Source organism: Novosphingobium sp. NBM11 (genome assembly GCF_015390225.1).
GTDB lineage: Bacteria > Pseudomonadota > Alphaproteobacteria > Sphingomonadales > Sphingomonadaceae > Novosphingobium.
This window is the reverse complement of record NZ_VUOG01000001.1, coordinates 21,325-37,380: the sequence shown is the minus strand read 5'-3', so window position 1 is coordinate 37,380 and position 16,056 is coordinate 21,325. Positions and strand designations below refer to the sequence as shown.

General features: G+C 63.4%; 13 protein-coding genes and 2 pseudogenes. 4 read left to right on the top strand and 11 right to left on the bottom strand.

The genetic code is table 11. The annotated features are described in order from the left end of the window. Positions 1 to 13: 13 nt before the first annotated feature. The 8 genes and pseudogenes from F1640_RS00165 to F1640_RS00130 form a co-directional block, all read right to left on the bottom strand. Positions 14 to 217, bottom strand: a pseudogene (locus F1640_RS00165) (hypothetical protein); the annotation flags it as partial. Positions 218 to 416: 199 nt separating this feature from the next. Next, on the bottom strand, positions 417 to 884 hold the full coding sequence (locus F1640_RS00160; RefSeq protein WP_139139449.1) for a hypothetical protein: 468 nt from the start codon (positions 882 to 884) through the stop codon (positions 417 to 419). Then, the gene (locus F1640_RS00155) at positions 853 to 2,694 is read right to left on the bottom strand and encodes a hypothetical protein (protein WP_070158095.1); all 1,842 of its coding nucleotides are present in this window, start codon (positions 2,692 to 2,694) and stop codon (positions 853 to 855) included. The genes F1640_RS00160 and F1640_RS00155 overlap by 32 nt, the downstream gene beginning before the upstream one ends. Continuing rightward, positions 2,691 to 4,115, bottom strand: coding sequence for a site-specific integrase (locus F1640_RS00150; protein ID WP_194917212.1), 1,425 nt, complete (start codon positions 4,113 to 4,115; stop codon positions 2,691 to 2,693). The genes F1640_RS00155 and F1640_RS00150 overlap by 4 nt, the downstream gene beginning before the upstream one ends. Positions 4,116 to 4,489: 374 nt before the next feature. Next, positions 4,490 to 5,623, bottom strand: coding sequence for a tyrosine-type recombinase/integrase (locus F1640_RS00145; RefSeq protein ID WP_070158093.1), 1,134 nt, complete (start codon positions 5,621 to 5,623; stop codon positions 4,490 to 4,492). Between the two features lie 110 nt (positions 5,624 to 5,733). Further along, positions 5,734 to 6,384, bottom strand: coding sequence for a hypothetical protein (locus F1640_RS00140; RefSeq protein ID WP_194917210.1), 651 nt, complete (start codon positions 6,382 to 6,384; stop codon positions 5,734 to 5,736). 3 nt (positions 6,385 to 6,387) lie between these two features. Further along, complete coding sequence (locus F1640_RS00135) at positions 6,388 to 6,702, bottom strand: hypothetical protein (protein ID WP_194917208.1); 315 nt, start codon at positions 6,700 to 6,702, stop codon at positions 6,388 to 6,390. Positions 6,703 to 6,706: 4 nt separating this feature from the next. Further along, positions 6,707 to 8,308, bottom strand: a complete 1,602-nt coding sequence (locus tag F1640_RS00130) for a hypothetical protein (protein ID WP_070158091.1) — start codon at positions 8,306 to 8,308, stop codon at positions 6,707 to 6,709. A 521-nt stretch (positions 8,309 to 8,829) separates the two neighbouring features. Between F1640_RS00130 and F1640_RS00125 the strand changes: the two genes are divergently transcribed. From F1640_RS00125 to F1640_RS24985, 3 genes are read left to right on the top strand one after another with little or no spacing between them, the layout of a single operon-like run. After that, the gene (locus tag F1640_RS00125; RefSeq protein ID WP_008832423.1) at positions 8,830 to 10,062 is read left to right on the top strand and encodes a site-specific integrase; all 1,233 of its coding nucleotides are present in this window, start codon (positions 8,830 to 8,832) and stop codon (positions 10,060 to 10,062) included. Beyond that, complete coding sequence (locus tag F1640_RS00120; RefSeq protein WP_008832422.1) at positions 10,059 to 11,414, top strand: tyrosine-type recombinase/integrase; 1,356 nt, start codon at positions 10,059 to 10,061, stop codon at positions 11,412 to 11,414. Before F1640_RS00125 ends, F1640_RS00120 begins: the two co-directional genes overlap by 4 nt. After that, positions 11,411 to 12,415 (top strand): site-specific integrase, encoded by a 1,005-nt coding sequence (locus tag F1640_RS24985; protein ID WP_095687245.1) that lies wholly within the window; start codon positions 11,411 to 11,413, stop codon positions 12,413 to 12,415. Before F1640_RS00120 ends, F1640_RS24985 begins: the two co-directional genes overlap by 4 nt. Before the next feature lie 107 nt (positions 12,416 to 12,522). On the opposite strand, the pseudogene F1640_RS00115 reads toward F1640_RS24985, so the two are convergent. Then, positions 12,523 to 14,778: pseudogene (locus F1640_RS00115) on the bottom strand (strawberry notch-like NTP hydrolase domain-containing protein); the annotation flags it as partial. A 240-nt stretch (positions 14,779 to 15,018) separates the two neighbouring features. On the opposite strand from F1640_RS00115, the gene F1640_RS00110 reads away from it, so the two are divergent. Continuing rightward, complete coding sequence (locus F1640_RS00110) at positions 15,019 to 15,378, top strand: hypothetical protein (RefSeq protein WP_198149154.1); 360 nt, start codon at positions 15,019 to 15,021, stop codon at positions 15,376 to 15,378. Between the two features lie 3 nt (positions 15,379 to 15,381). On the opposite strand, the gene F1640_RS00105 is transcribed toward F1640_RS00110, so the two are convergent. Both F1640_RS00105 and F1640_RS00100 read right to left on the bottom strand, forming a co-directional pair. Then, the gene (locus F1640_RS00105; RefSeq protein WP_066115897.1) at positions 15,382 to 15,615 is read right to left on the bottom strand and encodes a DUF6117 family protein; all 234 of its coding nucleotides are present in this window, start codon (positions 15,613 to 15,615) and stop codon (positions 15,382 to 15,384) included. Continuing rightward, positions 15,612 to 16,013, bottom strand: coding sequence for a hypothetical protein (locus F1640_RS00100; RefSeq protein WP_066115895.1), 402 nt, complete (start codon positions 16,011 to 16,013; stop codon positions 15,612 to 15,614). The genes F1640_RS00105 and F1640_RS00100 overlap by 4 nt, the downstream gene beginning before the upstream one ends. Positions 16,014 to 16,056: the final 43 nt, after the last annotated feature.

Genomic DNA, 16,056 nt, shown 5'->3' with positions numbered 1-16,056 from the left:
GAGCTCCACATTACACATACTCGCGCGGGGTGATGTCCACCCGGACGTCGTTCCATTCCTCCGTCGGAATTTCCGCGAGACGGCGCTCCATCAGCGCCTCGCCGGTGGAAACGATCTGGATCACGGCGGAGTGGCCGTCGACCAGGTCCTGCTCGACCGAGCGGATCAGTGTCGGCGTCTTCATCGAGGTCAGCAGATGGCCGAAGAACCGTTGTTCTGTCTCATCGCGAGGTGTATCATTTGCGGTAATAGATTGATAAATCACAAGGATTCCCTGTCCGGGCTAAGAGGGCGCATTATTAGGCCGCGCTCTGCTCGGAGGGGCTTCTCTCTCTGGCCGCAGCAGCCTCGTTGATGACCGGCAGCACTCTCCCTCTGGCCACCGGGAAGCGGGGGCCGTGATGGGCCAAGTGGGATCAGGCCGGGTTGTCGGGGTCTTCAGGCCGCAAGCGAACCGGACGCCGTGCGTCCACGAGCTGCCGAAGCAACCCGGCGTTCTGTTTTTCCGCGCGCTCCAACCGGCTCTCCGCCTCGCGGGCGCGTCGAAGCAGACCTGCATTTTCGGTCGCCAAGGATGCGAGCTGGCTTTCAAGATCGCGGATCTTCATGGCATCCGTGCGAGCGGCATCCTCCCGCTTTTCGCGAACGGCGGTGCGCGCGGCAGATATCGCGCGGATGTCTTCGAGTATGTCGGTATGGCCGACGTAGAGAACATTGCGCCCGACGCCGGCTTCGCGTGCGACCGCAGCGGCGGTGATGGGCGCCGAAGATGTGCTGGAGGATAGCGCCTCGAGGGCAGCGCGCAGCTTGGCCTTTGTCCGAGCGTGGCGACGCTGCTGCGGTGTCGGGGCTTCAACCTCCCCCATCGGCAAGGTCCGTTTCATCGAGCATCGCAAGGAGGCGTTTGCACTCGTCGGCGCGCGACATCGCCAGCGTTCGGCTCTCCAGGTCGAGGTCGCTCCTTTCGAGAAGGGCAAGGTTCCTGCTCAACCGTCCCGCCCATATCGGCCGATGCTTTTCGGTGATGACGAAGTTGGCGCAGGTGACACAGACGCTCTGGGTGCGAAGCACGGGATTGGGTTCGCGCTCGGACCCAAGGCACGCCGAGGTTTCTCGCCGATAGAGGCAGTAACCCCAGTCGCAGACGCCAAGGCGCATATCGGTTTCGGCCAGAAGTTGCGTAATGTAGGCGTCAAGGTCGCCACCCTGAGTGCGACCGCGGAACGGGGAGCGCTCCGCGAGCATCTTGCCGGCCTTTCCCGCGAGCCGGGGGGCGACCAGAAGATCCTCAAGCGCCGTGCGCGTATCGGCCATGACCTGGTCATCGATCAGCTCCGCCAGATCGAAGTCGGTGCCGACGTAGCTGCGGTCCGTCATGGCGCGGGTGATGTGACCAAGGTGTTTGCTGAGCGCCGCCAGCGCCGTACGATCGCGGCGGCCGACGAACCGCGCGAACGTCTTGCGCCCTTGATGCGAGGTCACACGCCAGCGCTCGCCTTCATGTTCCGGCAGATCTAGCATCGGGATGAAGCTCTTGTTCAACCGCATATTCACGGCAGCGATGCTGACCGTGTGGATAGGCAAGGCCGATGCTCGCAATGCGGTGCCGGGTTTCTCCTGCACCAGCCACAGTTGCCGCCCACCATGGATTGCCCGCCAGAGCGCGGATAGCTGATCAAGGACAGCGATGGCTCGGACGACAGGATCGGGAACCACCCATCGGTGCGCAAGCCCCTCGGGACCCGGCGCGCCTTTGCGGATGGCCCCTGTCAGATAGGCATAGGCCTCACCGTCGTCCCCCTCATGCCACTCGATGCAGCCTGTTTCGAGGGCGAGGATCTCCGATGCTCGGGCACCCACCAGATATGCGATGACGATGAAGCAGGCGTCATAGAGCCTAAGGATACGATCGTTCAGCCCGTCGATGGGCCTGTGGGTCAGTGTCTCGGGCCGGCCTGGACACATCTCTATGGGCGGCTGCGATCGGAGATAAGCCGAGGCTCGGTATGTTTGTGCGTCATACGTGCCCCCCTGCTGCTTGGCTTCATCATAGATTGCCTGCGCCGCTTCGCGCATTTCGATGATCTGGTCAGCGGGCTCGCCGATCAGATGGAGCGCAGCAGATATCAGCGGGACCGCGACCGCATCCGGCGTATGCGGCTTCTTCGTCCCGTCGTGCCAGGTGCCGAGGCGTGTGAGCATTGGCAACGGTTGCGGCGGAGCTTCCGCCAGCTTGAAGCGCTGCTCATAGAAGGCTCTGATGATCCTGTGGTAGTTGCGTACGGTGCTATAGGAGAGCCCGCGTTCGCCGAAGTCGTAGAACAAGCGCTCGATTGCCCGGCGGTCAAGCCCGGCCCAGCTTTCAACCCGGTTTGCCACCATCCACTGAAGGACGACACGCAGATAATCTGCATAGCGGGCAAGAGTATGGAGCGCGACCGCTTTGCGGCCGTCAGGTGGATCGGCATGCAGCGACCAGATGAGCTGCTTGGCCGGCTGTCGTAGTCGACGCCATTTATCCTCGTTGAACCGGCTACCGTCCGGCATCCTGAACGACCAGTCGATCCTGAAGGCATGATCCCGATGGCCCGGCACATCACGGGCGAGTTGCCACTGATCGTCGGCAAAGTCCGATTCCGGGGATACGCGGACCGGAAGGCCGGGCGTTGCCGCGATCTGTGGAACGATGTTCATTCGATATCCGGTAATGCGGGAAGGCTGTCGGCGAGCTGTTCGGCATCCTTGTGCAGTTTTGCCGGGAACGCAGGCAGCAGATCCTGCTCAAGAACGCGCAGGCTCGGGGCGTAGAAGATATTCCACCTCTCGGCATCGATCCGATCCCGGGATGCCAGTAAATGGCGGTGAGCCTGAACAACGCGCGCGCAATGGTCGATATCGAGCGGAACGATCAGGCCAGGACATGTAAGACAACCACCCAGGTGCCGACAGACACGCTTGCCGCCCGCGCCATCGCTCTCGACCGGCATCATGCAGCGGTGCCCGAACAAGGCCGTCACGGCGCCTGGACCGGGCAGCGACGTATCACCTTCTTCCGGTTCCGGCGTCATGACCCAGGCGACCATCATCCGCTGGAGGCGGACAATGGTCTCGCGCTCAAGCCGACGCGCTGCCGGTCCTTCCACATAGGCGTCGGTCGTCACCGGGTCGCGATGATTGAGGATGGCGGCCGTCGCCAGGAGATCGCCACCCGAGGCCAGGTAATGCTGTGTCGCGACACTCCCTCTCAACTGGCCCGGTGAGAAGCGAGGCAAGGATCGCCGAGGGCGATCGGGATGATCGAGATTCCATTTGGCGATCCTCCGGTTAGCTCCCTTTATGAACCGATCGAGACGGCCGAGGAGTGTGCTGAACGAGATCAGCCCGGCAGGACTGCCATGCTGCCTTTGTGGTGCGCCCGTCAGATAATATACGAGGAAGAGACGTTCGCGATGCTGGTCAGGAACGTGGAGCACGAGGGGCGCCGTCATCGCCAACAGCATTTCAATGAGGCGCGGCGCGGAGCGCGGCCGTCGAACATCGAACGAGCGGCGCTGCATCTTCGGATTGGGCGCGGTCTTGTGCTTTAGCCACTCGACCAGCACCCGGTTGTCGTCGATCGGGTGAGCGACAAGACAGTCGCGGCGGATCTCGCGAAGCGGGTCCGGGTTGGCGGCGAGCTGGATAGCCAGGGCGATATAGAACGGAACGACCGTTCGCGTGGTCAGGTGATAATGCTCCGCGATGCCGCTGCGCCAGCCCCAGCGCAGAAGCCGGCTGTGCGGCACGCGAGCTTCCTTCAACTGGTTCCAGGTCGGCGCAAGACCTCCTGTCAGGCGATGAAGCCGCCAGATCGCGCTGTCCAGGCTCTCCCCGCGTTCGGCACGCGCAGGCGCCTCTGCCGCAGCGATAATCACCTGTCCCCGCTGGAACGTCGCCCATGCGGCATCGATCTCTTCGTAACAGGCCATGAGGATGGCCTGCAGATCCTCCTTCGACAGTCGCGCCTTGGAGTCATGGTGGCGACTGCCGGGAACCGGATTGTAAGGGATCGCGAGAGGCGAACCGAAGAGGTGCGGATCAGCCTGCTCGGCACGCTCGAGTAGCGGACGGATCAATGCCTACTGCGTGGCTATCGTCGGCCGCTTGAGCCGTTTTCCTGCCTCGTCGGGTCGGGCGAGGAAGGCCAGATAACGCTTCATCGTGCCGGCATTCACCTGAGCGGCGCTGGTCACGCCCTCGCTCGCGAGGAACCCGGCGAAGCGGCGCAGCGCACGCCATCGGGGTCGGGCGCGTGCGAACCGTTGTCCCTGCATCGTTCAGGCGGAAGGCGGCCATCAGCGGACCCACCATATCTGGTGGTAGAGACAGCGTGGCGGGGTCGAAGCGCTGCACGCTGCCATCGCGAGCATCGCGGAAGATGACGATCTCTGTCGAGGCGACGGGATCGGATGTCGCTGTCGGGCGCCGGATACGCCGATCGAGTTTCCGGCTATTCGGCATCGGGAATGAGTTCGCCGTAAAGCCATGCAAGGCTCTCGGAGAGATCGCGTTCGTGGACCTCGACACACCGCAGATAAATGGCGGTCGTCGCGATCGAGCGATGACCCATCAGCACTTGCAGGACCTTCAACGGATTGAGATCGGGGTTGTCGCGCGCCTGCTGCTGAAGGCGCGCCAGCATCACCATCGCGAACGTGTGCCTCAGCCAGTGGAAGCTGCCCTTGAGCTTGGCGTCGGCGAAGCCTTTGGCGAACAGCGCCGTGAGCCGTTTCGGCGATAGAGCCGTCCCGTGGGTCGTGAGGAGAAGATTGGCAGGTGGCTGATAGCGCCGGTCGCGGGCACGGGCGCGGCGGACAACGCGCGCGCGGTCCTCGCCCGCATACCAGTCGGTGCGGTCGATCAAGCGGATCGGCGGATAGACCGTGCGGGGGCGGTCCCCCTTGGTGATGCGCAGCGGGATGCCGACGAGCGGCTGATCTTCGGCGGATAGCTGATGGCTGTCGGGCACCATGTCGAGGGTCATCCCGCAGATTTCCTTGCGACGAAGCCCCGCTGTAAGAGCCCACTCGGCCGCAAGGTGCGGCGTAGGACCAAGGTGCGCGAAGAGCCGATCGAGTTCGGCGGCACGCAGCGGTCGCGGCAGCTTCTCGGGCTGCGACAGCGTCAGCATATTGGTCGCCGCAAGACGAGGACCATGCCCTTCTTCCTTGAAGGTCACGATGACGCGCTCGCGCCGCCGGAAGGGAAGCTCGCCGATCAGCCCCTCCTCCAGCGCCCATTCATAGAAGCGGCAGACGCTCATTACGCGCGCATTGATCGTCGCCCGCTCATAGGCCCTGTCCGTGTGCGAACTCGGGTTTGCGATCATGCGGTCGCGATATGCGCCGATGACGCCTTCATCGACCGATTGCCAGTCAAGATCGGACTGCTCGAGCGTGTCGAACCAGTCGTAGATGTGTTCGGCGTAAGTTCGCACCGTATCTGGCGCGCAGCCGCGAAGCGAGGCGTGCTCCAGCAGCCACGCAAAGGCCGGTTCGATGATCGCCATCCTGGCATCGAACAGGATCGGGAACCCGAGAGGTATTCCCGGCACGCCGGCGACAGCGCGGATAATTGAGACCATGGCGCGCGTCTCCTCCGCTCATGAGGATCGAGAACCACTATAGCAGAATGAAGACACTATAAGGTCGCGCGTGCGATGCGTAGATCACTATTCAGGGTAGTTAGCGCGCCTCATGATGCCATGAGCGGGCGATAGTCAGCGTCGCCACCCATTTCCTCGGCCCAGATGGCCATCCTAAAATCGTCCAGCGTGAGGCCGCATTCTTCCAGCATCTGCGCGGCCAGCAACGGATATTCCGCAATCGCATCCGCAAAGTCATCACGATGGCCGTAATAGTGGTCGTGCCAGCCCCACCGATCGTCTTCCTGCTTCGAGGGATCGCGCTCGATCACCAGCAAGGAAGCATCGAGGCGTAGCATCGCGGCAAGCAACTTCTCGCAATGATCGACGTCGAGCGTTTCCCTGGGGCCGTGCTGCCCCTGATAGCCCACCGACAGGTTGGTACATTCGGGTATAAGGCCCGCATATTCGTTGGTGTCGGTATAGACGCCCGTGTCGTCGGGTCTGTAGCGGAAGCCCGGGTTCAGGCCGTTGAGCGCGGACGCCAGGCTAATCGCAAAAGCGTCCGAGCATGTCCGCCCGTAGCTTTGATGCGTGATGACGTCGCCCGAGCCGGCACGGTCGAAGGCGATGGCCGCATCGATATCCTTCAACAGGTCCGGCGTATGGCGCTGGATCCAGCGGGAACCGAGGCAGCCTTGCTCCTCGCCGCGATGGAACAGGTAAAGGCCGGGCCGGCCTGCCGCGATCATGTTGAGCATGATCTAGACACCAGCACCATCATCGGCGCCAAGCGACATCCCGGCCTTGCCGTTGCACAAGCCCGCGATTCCGAGCTGGTCGATGCCCACGTCCTGCTGTCCGCCGCGCGCCGCCACCGTGTCGACGTGGCAGCTCCACATCACGTGAGGCTGGTCGCCGATAGCGATCATCCGATTGCCGAAGGCGTCGGCCGTCATGCCGGGAACCCGGTCGAGATACTCCCGGCAGAAGGCGCGTTCGATCGCGCTGTCATGAGGCCGGGCCCACGACAGGATTTCGAGCAGGCCGGTGCGGCCCGCGACATCATGGTAGATCATGGGATCAGGCTCCTGCGAGGGAAGCGGCTGCCGCCAAGTGCGGCGCCGTCATCGCGATGGCGGGAAGGAAGTTTTCGGGGGTGCAAGGCGACTGATCGAGACCACCTTGCGAACAAGCAGCATCGCCCGGCTCACGGACATCGTGCCGAAGTTCTTCGAGGCGGCGCCGCTCTGCCTCGTCCCGCTCGCGCTTCAGCCGCGCCTCTCGGGCTCGCTCTCCAGCGGCTTGCCATTTGGCAACCTCCGCATGGATCGCCGCCATTTCTTCGTGGAACTGCCGGTAAGCAAGGATATGGGCATTGGCGAGAGCGGCATCGTCATCGTCGAACGGCTCGGGAAGCTGATCCTCCGACAGCCATTCACCGTGATATTCGGTGAGATCCTCTATGTGGAACCATTCGGCGGAACCATCGCATTGGCGACAGCAGCCGCTGACCCACCATTCGCAGCGATCTTCGAGATAGACGGCGCCAAAATCCCCCGCATCCTCTTCAAGGACAGTATGCGAGGCATTGTCGGCATAGACGGTGACGAAGGTCTCGACGTCGCTATAGGAACGCTCGTTGTGGTCGCAGAAGGTCGTATGGTTGTTATAGCAACTGTAGCACCACTCTTCAGATGAGCCGTCGGCGTAATAGACCTCGTCATGCGACCTGGTGTCGTCGTCGCAGCGCGGACAGTACCAAGGGCTATGACCCAGCCCATTGGTGTTCTCGGACGAGATGCTCCCGCGGCCGACAACGAGGTATTTGCCATCGTCGGCGAGGTCGTCGCCTGCATCGATATACGGGACGACGAAGTTGTCATCATCCTCGATCCGCCGAACGCGGGCGCCGTTCAGACCGCCCTCGGTGTAGCCGGCGTTCTCGAGGAGCAGCCTCAGACGCGAGACGTCGCCATAAATGCTCGTGTAGATCTTGCGGCTCGGCCAGACGATGCTGCGGGCCTTCGCATCTTCGCGGGAACCGATATAGGCGAGCGCCGTGTCCGGACCGGCATAGACCCGGACAGGATGGCATGAACTTTCGAAGTCGCTCGCCTCATGGGCCATGCAGCTGCTGGGACCGCCGACATAGACGTCTTCGATTTCGTCGGCGTCCTGGGTGATCTTGAGGGTATCTTCCTCCAACTGCACCGACAGCCTGGCGCACCAACCCTCGATCGCATTGTTGTCGAGATGGTCGGAGAAGAAGCGATTGAGGTAGCGACCGGGCGACATCACCAGCTGGCGGTCGATCTGCCCCTTCGCTGCGTTTTCGGTGAACGCGATCTTCCCCGCCTGCTCGGTGGAGACGTGGCAAAAATGCTCGTCATGCCGTGCCTGATACCAGGGCTCGTCGTGCCAGGGGGTCTGCGCGTAAGTGCCGTCGGCAAAACGCAGCTTCTCGCGGACCTGCCAGTCGATATCGTCCGCACACGATCCGGCGACCGCTATGCGAAGTTGGGATTCGGGCGAGCGTTGGAGCAGTCGTTGCCGAGCAGCCTCGGCATCTTCGAACGATGGCCAGAGATATTGCTGGTCACCGGTCGGCGCCAAGCAGAACTCGATCGTTATCGGCCGCCACTCGGTAGCCGAGTGCGGATACAGGATTTGGAACTGTGCCATGGGCGTGACTCCACGCAGCCGCGCGCGGTCGCGCGGGCTGGATTGATTGATTGAGATTGCGGGTGGTTCAGCGCGGGAGCGGCAGTACGACCTTGACTAAGACGCCGGCGGCGCTCCCTCGGTTCGCCTCAGGCGGCTAAGCGATGGCTTCCATGCGTCGCTGCGCGACGCGAGGGACGGGCCGACCACCGCCAGCTCTTTGGGTTAGCGCGGCGGTCGGCCCGCCCCTCATCGCGACCAAAGGAGACAGTCTCTCGGAGAGGACCTAACCGCTGCTTGGCGGATTCGAAGGCCGAGCGGGCGGCGGACTTGGCCTGCCGATTCAGTGTGCCGCTGTCGCCGGTGATGTTGGCGGCCTGCATGGCGGCGTCGAGATTATTATGAATGACGGCTTATCACGAGGTCGCGATAATGTGAAGGAACGCGGCAGCGACGTGGATTCTCCTAATGCGGGGCGATGTTGCTGCGCATTATTTTGATTGCGAACCTCGGCGGTCTCTGGACCAGCTGAGGATAAAAGCATGTTGAAATTGCACGACGAGTTGATCGCCGAACTCTCGAATTTGCTCACGACGCAGAATTATAACCCGGTGGTCGTAGCGAACCATCGCCTGTACGCCCGCGCGTTTCTCGATTATCTGGCCGAGTGCGGCGTGCAGGTGGAAACTGTGACGCTGGCGCAGGTCGATCAGTATCTTGCCTATGCAGTTCAGGATTTCGAAGCCCAGTACGGGCGGCCTCCCTGTGCGCGCTGGCAGATGTTGCCCCGCACATCGATCAACAAACTGCTCCGGCTTGCCCAAGGCAAATGGCCGCCCGAGCCAGAGATGACCGAACCGGAAACCGCGTATCGGCAGGCGATCTGCTGCGAATACGAGGCATGGCTGCGCGACGAGCGCGGTCTGGCAAGCGCTTCCATCTCGGCGCTTCTGTGGGAGGCACGGAACTTCCTGCGATGGCAGTTCGAACGGGGCGGGGCGGCCAGCCTCGACACCTTGAGCATCGGGGAGGTCGATCTCTACATGGACATGCGCGCCCCTGGATTACGGCGCAAATCATTGGCCGATGTCGCTGAGCGGCTCCGGTCGGTGGTGCGGTATCTGCATCGGACGAGGCGCATCCCGATGGATCTCACGCCGCACATCATCGGCCCCATGCTCTACGCCTATGAAGACGTGCCCTCGACGCTGGACAGGCGCCAAATCGCCGCGGTGCTGGCGGCGACGAAGAAGGATGGATCGCCGCGGGGACTGCGCGATTTTGCGGTACTTCAACTGCTTGCCACATATGGGTTGCGCGAAGGTGAGATCTGTCGCCTTCGGCTTGAAGACGTGAACTGGCGCGGAGAAGCCCTGCGTATCCGTCACACCAAGACCAATGCGTACTCCTACTTGCCGCTATTGGCGCCCGTTGGTGAGGCGCTCCTCGACTATCTGCGTAATGGGCGCCCCCAGGTTGAGGGGCGGGAAATCTTCATCCGGTCCTGCGCGCCCTATATCGCAATGACAAACCTGTATGGCATGATCCGCGGGCGGTTGTCAGCCGCTGGCGTCGAGCCGCCGGGAAAGCGAGGAGCGCATGTCTTTCGCCACGCGCGGGCGGTCGAAATGCTGCGGGCGTCGGTCCCGCAAAAGATCATCGGCGACGTGCTCGGACATCGATCCACCGAATCCACCAACGCCTATCTCAAGCTGGCGACAGATGATCTCCGAGCCGTGGCGCTCGACGTGCCCGGATCGGAGGTGCTGCCATGAGCGCCTGGCACGATCCCGATCGCACGGTCATCGACGCCTTCCTGGAAAAATCGCAGTTCCGGCAGGGAAGCAGGCCGACTTATCGCTGGTTCCTTCGCAGCTTCGAGAATGTAGCCCAGCGTCATCCGGCGGTCGACCGGCAGATGCTCGAAGTCTGGCTGAAGGAAATGGAAAAACGTTGGCGAATGCCGACGCTGCTCAACCAGGTCTGCATTGTCGATCGCTTCCTCGACCACCTCGTCGAAATCGGGCTGATCGCAGATAATCCCGTTGCCGTGCTTCGCCGTCAATACAACGTCAAACAAAGCAAGCCGATCTGGCGAGCGCTGGCTTCCGCAAATCCCGACGGAGCCTTGGCCGCATTGCGACGCCCCGCGCCCTTCGGCAGCTCGCTGGGGGACTTCATGCGTGAGCATGTCGCGTTGATGCGGAGCCGGGGGTATCAGTATGAGACTCAGGCTCACTGGTTATTGCGGTTCGATCGGTTCCTCCAGGCGACCCCGGAACTGACAGGGGCATCGCTTGAGACGATGCTGGCGCGCTGGGCAACTGCCAAGCTGACCCGCAATCACGCGGCTGAATGCCAGAAGCTCGGGCGCCTCCTGACTAAGGCGCGGTATCGCCTTGATCCCAGCATCCCACCGAAACGCTTCAACGCCCGTCCCGAGCGGGAAGTGGCACGAGAGCATCGACGACCGCACATCTTCAGCCCGGCCGACGTTCGGCAGATGCTCGACGTTGCCCGCTCCTATCCGTCGCCGGACGCGCCGCTGCGGCCGATGGTTCTCTACACCATGGTGGTTCTGGCCTATTGTGCCGGACTGCGCCGTAGTGAACTCGCCGGGCTCGATCTGGGTGACGTCGATCTTCAATCAGACACGATCACAGTGCGGGAAACGAAGTTCTACAAGACCAGGATATTGCCGCTAACCGGCAGCGTCATGGCCGAATTACGGGCCTATATCGATGCAAGGCGGCGCGCTGGCGCCCCACAGGATCCTCGGTCCGGGCTCTTCTGGCACGAGCACTTCAATGATCGCTATACCCCGGTGACGGTCTCAACGATGATCACCAACGTCATGCGCCGTGCCGGGTTCAAGGCCCCGACCGGGCGGACAGGGCCGCGTGTTCATGACCTGCGCCACTCGATGGTCGTGAACCGGATCCTTCAATGGTATCGATCCGGCGTCAATCCGCAGGACAAACTGCGCTTCCTCTCCACCTACATGGGCCACCGGGACATCAACTCCACGCTGGTCTACATCACCGTCACGCAGGACCTGCTGCAGGAAGCAAGCGAGCGGTTCCGGACCGTCGGCGCCCGATGCCTCACGATGGAGGCGCGGTCATGACGAAGGGCAATCTCTTCCCCGCATTGTTGCGGGCGTTCTTTCAGGAATGGTTGGCTGAGCAACGCAGTGCATCTGTCCATACGATCCGGTCTTACCGCGACACCTGGCGGTTGTTGCTTCGGTTCATCGCGGAGCGAAAGGGCGGCGGGGTCGCGCGGATCATGCTGGCCGACGTCTCGGCCGGAGAGGTTCGCGCGTTCCTCCACCACACCGAGCATGGGCGCAGGGGCACGATCGGTACACGCAACTGCCGGCTCGCCGCGATCCGCAGCTTCTTCAGCTTCGTGGCTGACAAGGATCCCGAATACATCGCGCAATGCGCCGAGATCCTGACCGTCCCGCTCAAGCGGGAGCCTACCGTTGCACCCTGCTATCTCGAGCCGGAGGAGGTCGAAGCGATCCTTGCTCAGCCCGACCGGTCGACAATCGAGGGAATGCGCGACCACGTGCTACTCTCGTTCCTATATAACAGCGGCGCGCGCATCCAGGAGGCCCTCGACCTCTGTCCCGAGGCGATCCGGTTCGACGCACCGAACTTCGTGCGTCTTTACGGCAAGGGTCGCAAGGAACGTATCTGTCCACTCTGGCCGGAAACCGTGACGTTGCTCAGGAAGTTGTTGGAACGTCACCCGCGCGCGCCAGATCAGCGGATCTTCGTCAATCGATATGGTGAGCCGCTGGGCGCCTCGGGAGTGCGGTTCAAACTCGCCTCCTATGTAGGAAAGGCGTCAGAAACCGTGCCGTCGCTTCGGTCCAAAAATGTGACGCCGCACAGCTTCCGGCACGCGACTGCCGTTCACCTTGTCGCTGCCGGGGTCGACATCACCGTCATCCGCAGTTGGCTGGGACACGTCAGCCTCGATACAACCAACCACTACGCACAGGCCAATCTGGAGACCAAACGAAAGGCGCTCGAGCAGGTAGGGGCGCCGGCGGCGAGCAACGTGCCACCTTCGTGGAAACGAGAAGCCAGCCTGATGGAGTGGCTCGATGCCTTGTGAAATAATGTGAAGGACGTGGCGAAATGCTCAGCAGCTTTGCGGGCCTTCGCCACGTTCCTGCGCATTATCGCGACCTCGCGATAAGCGATCTTATGCGCAGCTGCGCATAAGATCGCGAAGGCGCCGGCATAGGAGTCGTAGATGCCAGTCTGCTCGGGGGTGAGCTGGTGTTCGACCAGTTCGTATTCGACGCCGTCATAGGAGAGCGACCGCGCGGTGTAGAGACCGAGCGAGCGCAGGTCGCGGGCCAGGACTTCCATCGCCGCGACGCCGCCGTCCTCGATCGCCTCGACGAATTCGGCGCGGGTCGAGAACGGGAAGTCCTCGCCACCCCACAGGCCGAGCCGCTGGGCATAGGCGAGATTGTGGACTGTGGTCGCGCCGGTCGCCGAGACATAGACCACGCGTGCGTTCGGCAGGGCGTGCTGGAGCCGGAGGCCCGCACGGCCCTGCTGCGAGGCGGCGACGTCGCCGCGTTCGCCTTTTCCACCAGCGGCGTTCTGCATGGCGTGGCTTTCGTCGAAGATGATCACTCCATCGAAGTCGGAGCCCAACCATTCGACGATCTGCTTGACGCGGGAAAGCTTCTCGCCGCGATCGTCGGACCGTAGCGTGGCATAGGTGGTGAATAGGACGGCTTCCGATAGCGTGATGTCCTTGCCCTGCGGGAAACGCGATAGCGGCGTGACCAGCAGCCGTTCCATGCCGAGCGCCGACCAGTCACGTTGCGCGTCCTCCAGCAGCTTGTCGGATTTGGAGATCCACACCGCTTTGCGGCGCCCCTGCATCCAGTTGTCGAGGATGATGCCGGCAGACTGGCGGCCTTTGCCGGCACCGGTGCCGTCACCGAGCATGAAGCCTCGGCGGAAGCGCACGGCGTTCGGCGCATCGTCGGGCGCGGCCGAGACGACGTCGAAGGTCTCATCGAGCGTCCACGAACCGGCGAGGAAGTCCGCATGCGCCTCGCCGGCGTAGATGAGGGTTTCGAGCTGGGCGTCGGAGAGGAGCCCATCATTGACGATGTTCGCCGGCAGCCGGGGCCGATAGCTCGGCTTGGGCGGCGCGACCGAGGCCATCGCCACGGATTGTACCAGCTTGGTCGGATGGGGCTGAGCACCGGGGATACGGATCGCCTGCAACCCGTAGTCTTCATAGATCGCGTCGGTGATCCGGCCATCTTCGGCAGGCGTCCAGTCCACGATCTCATAAGCGAGTTCGACGCCTTCGGGTTCGCTAACAGTGCGGAGGGGAGAAGATACGGCGGCGCGCGCGAGATAGCCGCGAACGGTACTCGGCGCGGCTGCCGGGACGGCGGCGGGAACCGAGATGCCGGTATCGACCGGCAAACGTCCCGGAACATGCTCGCCGATCCAGCTGATCACGGTGGCGACGTCGGGGGCAGCGCCTGGTGATGCTGGGAATGCGACGGCGTTTTCCGCCGGGGCCTTGTCGATCACGGTCAGGCGAGTGTCGATGGTCGTGCCATGCTTGGCATAGACCGCACCGTCGATCGCGGCGGTGAATACCACGCGGCCATGTTCCTGAAGTCGGACGAAGGCGTCGCGCCAGGCGGGCGCATCCGGTGAGAAGCTCGATCCGGTGATCGTCACCAGCCGCCCGCCATTGGCCAGTCGCGCCAGCGCGGAGGCGATATGGCGATAGGCGGCGTCGGCCATCCGGCCCGTCACGTTCGCCATCACCGAGAACGGCGGGTTCATTAGGATGATGCTGGGCACGCTGTCCGGCGCGAGATGATCGTCGATCTGGGCCGCGTCGAAGCGGGTGACGGCGATATCCGGAAAGAGGGAGGCCAGGAGGTCGGCGCGGGTGTCGGCCAACTCGTTCAGCATGAGCGCGCCGCCGGCGATCTCGGCCAGGACAGCGAGAAGGCCGGTGCCAGCGGACGGCTCCAGCACGCGATCAGCAGGCGTGATCGCCGCAGCGGTTAGCGCGGCGACGCCGAGAGGAAGCGGCGTCGAGAACTGCTGGAATGACTGGCTCTCCTCCGATCGCCGTGTGTGGGTGGGAAGAATGGTGGCGATCTTCGCCAGCATCGGCAGCGCGGCGGCCGGAGAGCCGGCTTTGCGGAAAAGCGCATTGCCGTACTTGCGGAGGAAGAGGACCGTCGCGACCTCGCAGGCCTCGTAGGCTGACTTCCAGTCCCAGGCGCCCGTGGTATCGGAGGCACCGAACTCCGCTTCCATGGCGGCGCGCAGGATCTGCGCATCGACGCGCTGACCGCGTTCGAGATGGGGAAGCAAGAGCTGTGCGGCTCGGAAAATAGCAGCAGAAGGATCAGGGAGACCGCTGAGGGGAAGCGGCGCGGCCAGCGGAGCTGCCGCTGATGCAGGGATCATCGTCATGGGAAGAACCTCGGAGAGCGGATCGGGACGAACCGGCGGCGCTCTCTCTCGACCGGACCGGCTCGAACCCGTCCCGGCCAACCTCTCGCTCTGGCGCGCGGTATGACCGCCTGACCGCGCGGCCTTCCGAGGTGGGCGGCGCGGCGCTACACTCCTCCATCCAGCACATGGCGAAACTCGGCCCCGGCGATCGGGGACGCATGTCCGCCCGACCGAGCGAGGCCCCGAAGGGAGACGGTGATGAAGGGAAGTGTGATCGGCATGGTGGCCGGAGGATGCCTCGTAGTGGGCTTTGGCGTAGGCTTCTTGCTCCGCCCGGTGATCACGCCCGGCGGCGCATCGGCCGCCGCTGTCGCTGGTGTCGCACAGCCGACCGAGGACGAGGCCATCGCGGCCGTCCGCCGCCATCGCCTTTTCACGGGGACGTCGCTGGCCAATGCGACGCTCAAGCTCGGGGAATGTTCGCCGGGCGGTGTTGGACCTGGCGTGACGTGCATGACGCAGCTCACGATGGATGCCACGCGGGCGAACGCTACGCCGCAGAACCGGCCAGTCGGCTTCGCGCGCGTCAACGGGCAATGGGAAGTGGCTGTCTGGTAGAATTCAGGCAGCTATTTCGCCGCCCGTATTGGGCGGAAGGTAGGAGTCGTAGGGATTGCCATCTGCCAGATGGCCGAACGGCGTGAATATATAGTCGCCACCGTCACGGCCGACCGCACAGATGACATAGCGCGGCTCGCCGGTCGCGGCGTCCGTGCATTCCATCAACGCCAGATCGCCACTTTCCGCGGCGCGCAGCAGGGTTTGGAAATTGGCGCGCGCATGGTCGGGGATCATCGCGCATCTCCTTCGGCGAGCCAGCGGCCGGTGCTGATCCACTCGATCGTGCGGCCGGTGGAGAGATCGAGCAGATGGGCGCCGCCGGAGAAACCGTCGACGACAGGTTCCGAGGCGACGCCGGCCCACTGAAAGCCCCAGGTGCCGGTGAGCCCGAACGTCTCCGCGCAGCGGGTGACGAAGGTGATCAGCAATTGCGGATCGGCGGTTCCGGGGTCGCGAAGCCAGAGGCGCGTCGCGCCGTGCTTGGGTGTCAGGGAGAGCAGGAACGGCTCGGCGGGCGGGTCCTCGTGACCGTTCTCGGCCATCAGCGCGATGTAGAGGTCGAAGGCCCGCGCGACATTGGCGACCGAGCCGACGTCGAGCAGGCAGGAGAAGCGGGTGAGAAAATCGGGCATGTCGGGCTCCTGAAACGAAAAGAGCCCGGCGCTGGGCCGGGCT

Excerpts from the sequence above, each read along its gene's own strand:
- F1640_RS00160 (WP_139139449.1), bottom strand. The coding sequence starts at position 884 with ATGAAACGGACCTTGCCGATGGGGGAGGTTGAAGCCCCGACACCGCAG.
- F1640_RS00155 (WP_070158095.1), bottom strand. The coding sequence starts at position 2,694 with ATGAACATCGTTCCACAGATCGCGGCAACGCCCGGCCTTCCGGTCCGC.
- F1640_RS00145 (WP_070158093.1), bottom strand. The coding sequence starts at position 5,623 with ATGGTCTCAATTATCCGCGCTGTCGCCGGCGTGCCGGGAATACCTCTC.
- F1640_RS00140 (WP_194917210.1), bottom strand. The coding sequence starts at position 6,384 with ATGCTCAACATGATCGCGGCAGGCCGGCCCGGCCTTTACCTGTTCCAT.
- F1640_RS00135 (WP_194917208.1), bottom strand. The coding sequence starts at position 6,702 with ATGATCTACCATGATGTCGCGGGCCGCACCGGCCTGCTCGAAATCCTG.
- F1640_RS00130 (WP_070158091.1), bottom strand. The coding sequence starts at position 8,308 with ATGGCACAGTTCCAAATCCTGTATCCGCACTCGGCTACCGAGTGGCGG.
- F1640_RS00125 (WP_008832423.1), top strand. The coding sequence starts at position 8,830 with ATGTTGAAATTGCACGACGAGTTGATCGCCGAACTCTCGAATTTGCTC.
- F1640_RS00120 (WP_008832422.1), top strand. The coding sequence starts at position 10,059 with ATGAGCGCCTGGCACGATCCCGATCGCACGGTCATCGACGCCTTCCTG.
- F1640_RS24985 (WP_095687245.1), top strand. The coding sequence starts at position 11,411 with ATGACGAAGGGCAATCTCTTCCCCGCATTGTTGCGGGCGTTCTTTCAG.
- F1640_RS00110 (WP_198149154.1), top strand. The coding sequence starts at position 15,019 with ATGAAGGGAAGTGTGATCGGCATGGTGGCCGGAGGATGCCTCGTAGTG.
- F1640_RS00105 (WP_066115897.1), bottom strand. The coding sequence starts at position 15,615 with ATGATCCCCGACCATGCGCGCGCCAATTTCCAAACCCTGCTGCGCGCC.
- F1640_RS00100 (WP_066115895.1), bottom strand. The coding sequence starts at position 16,013 with ATGCCCGATTTTCTCACCCGCTTCTCCTGCCTGCTCGACGTCGGCTCG.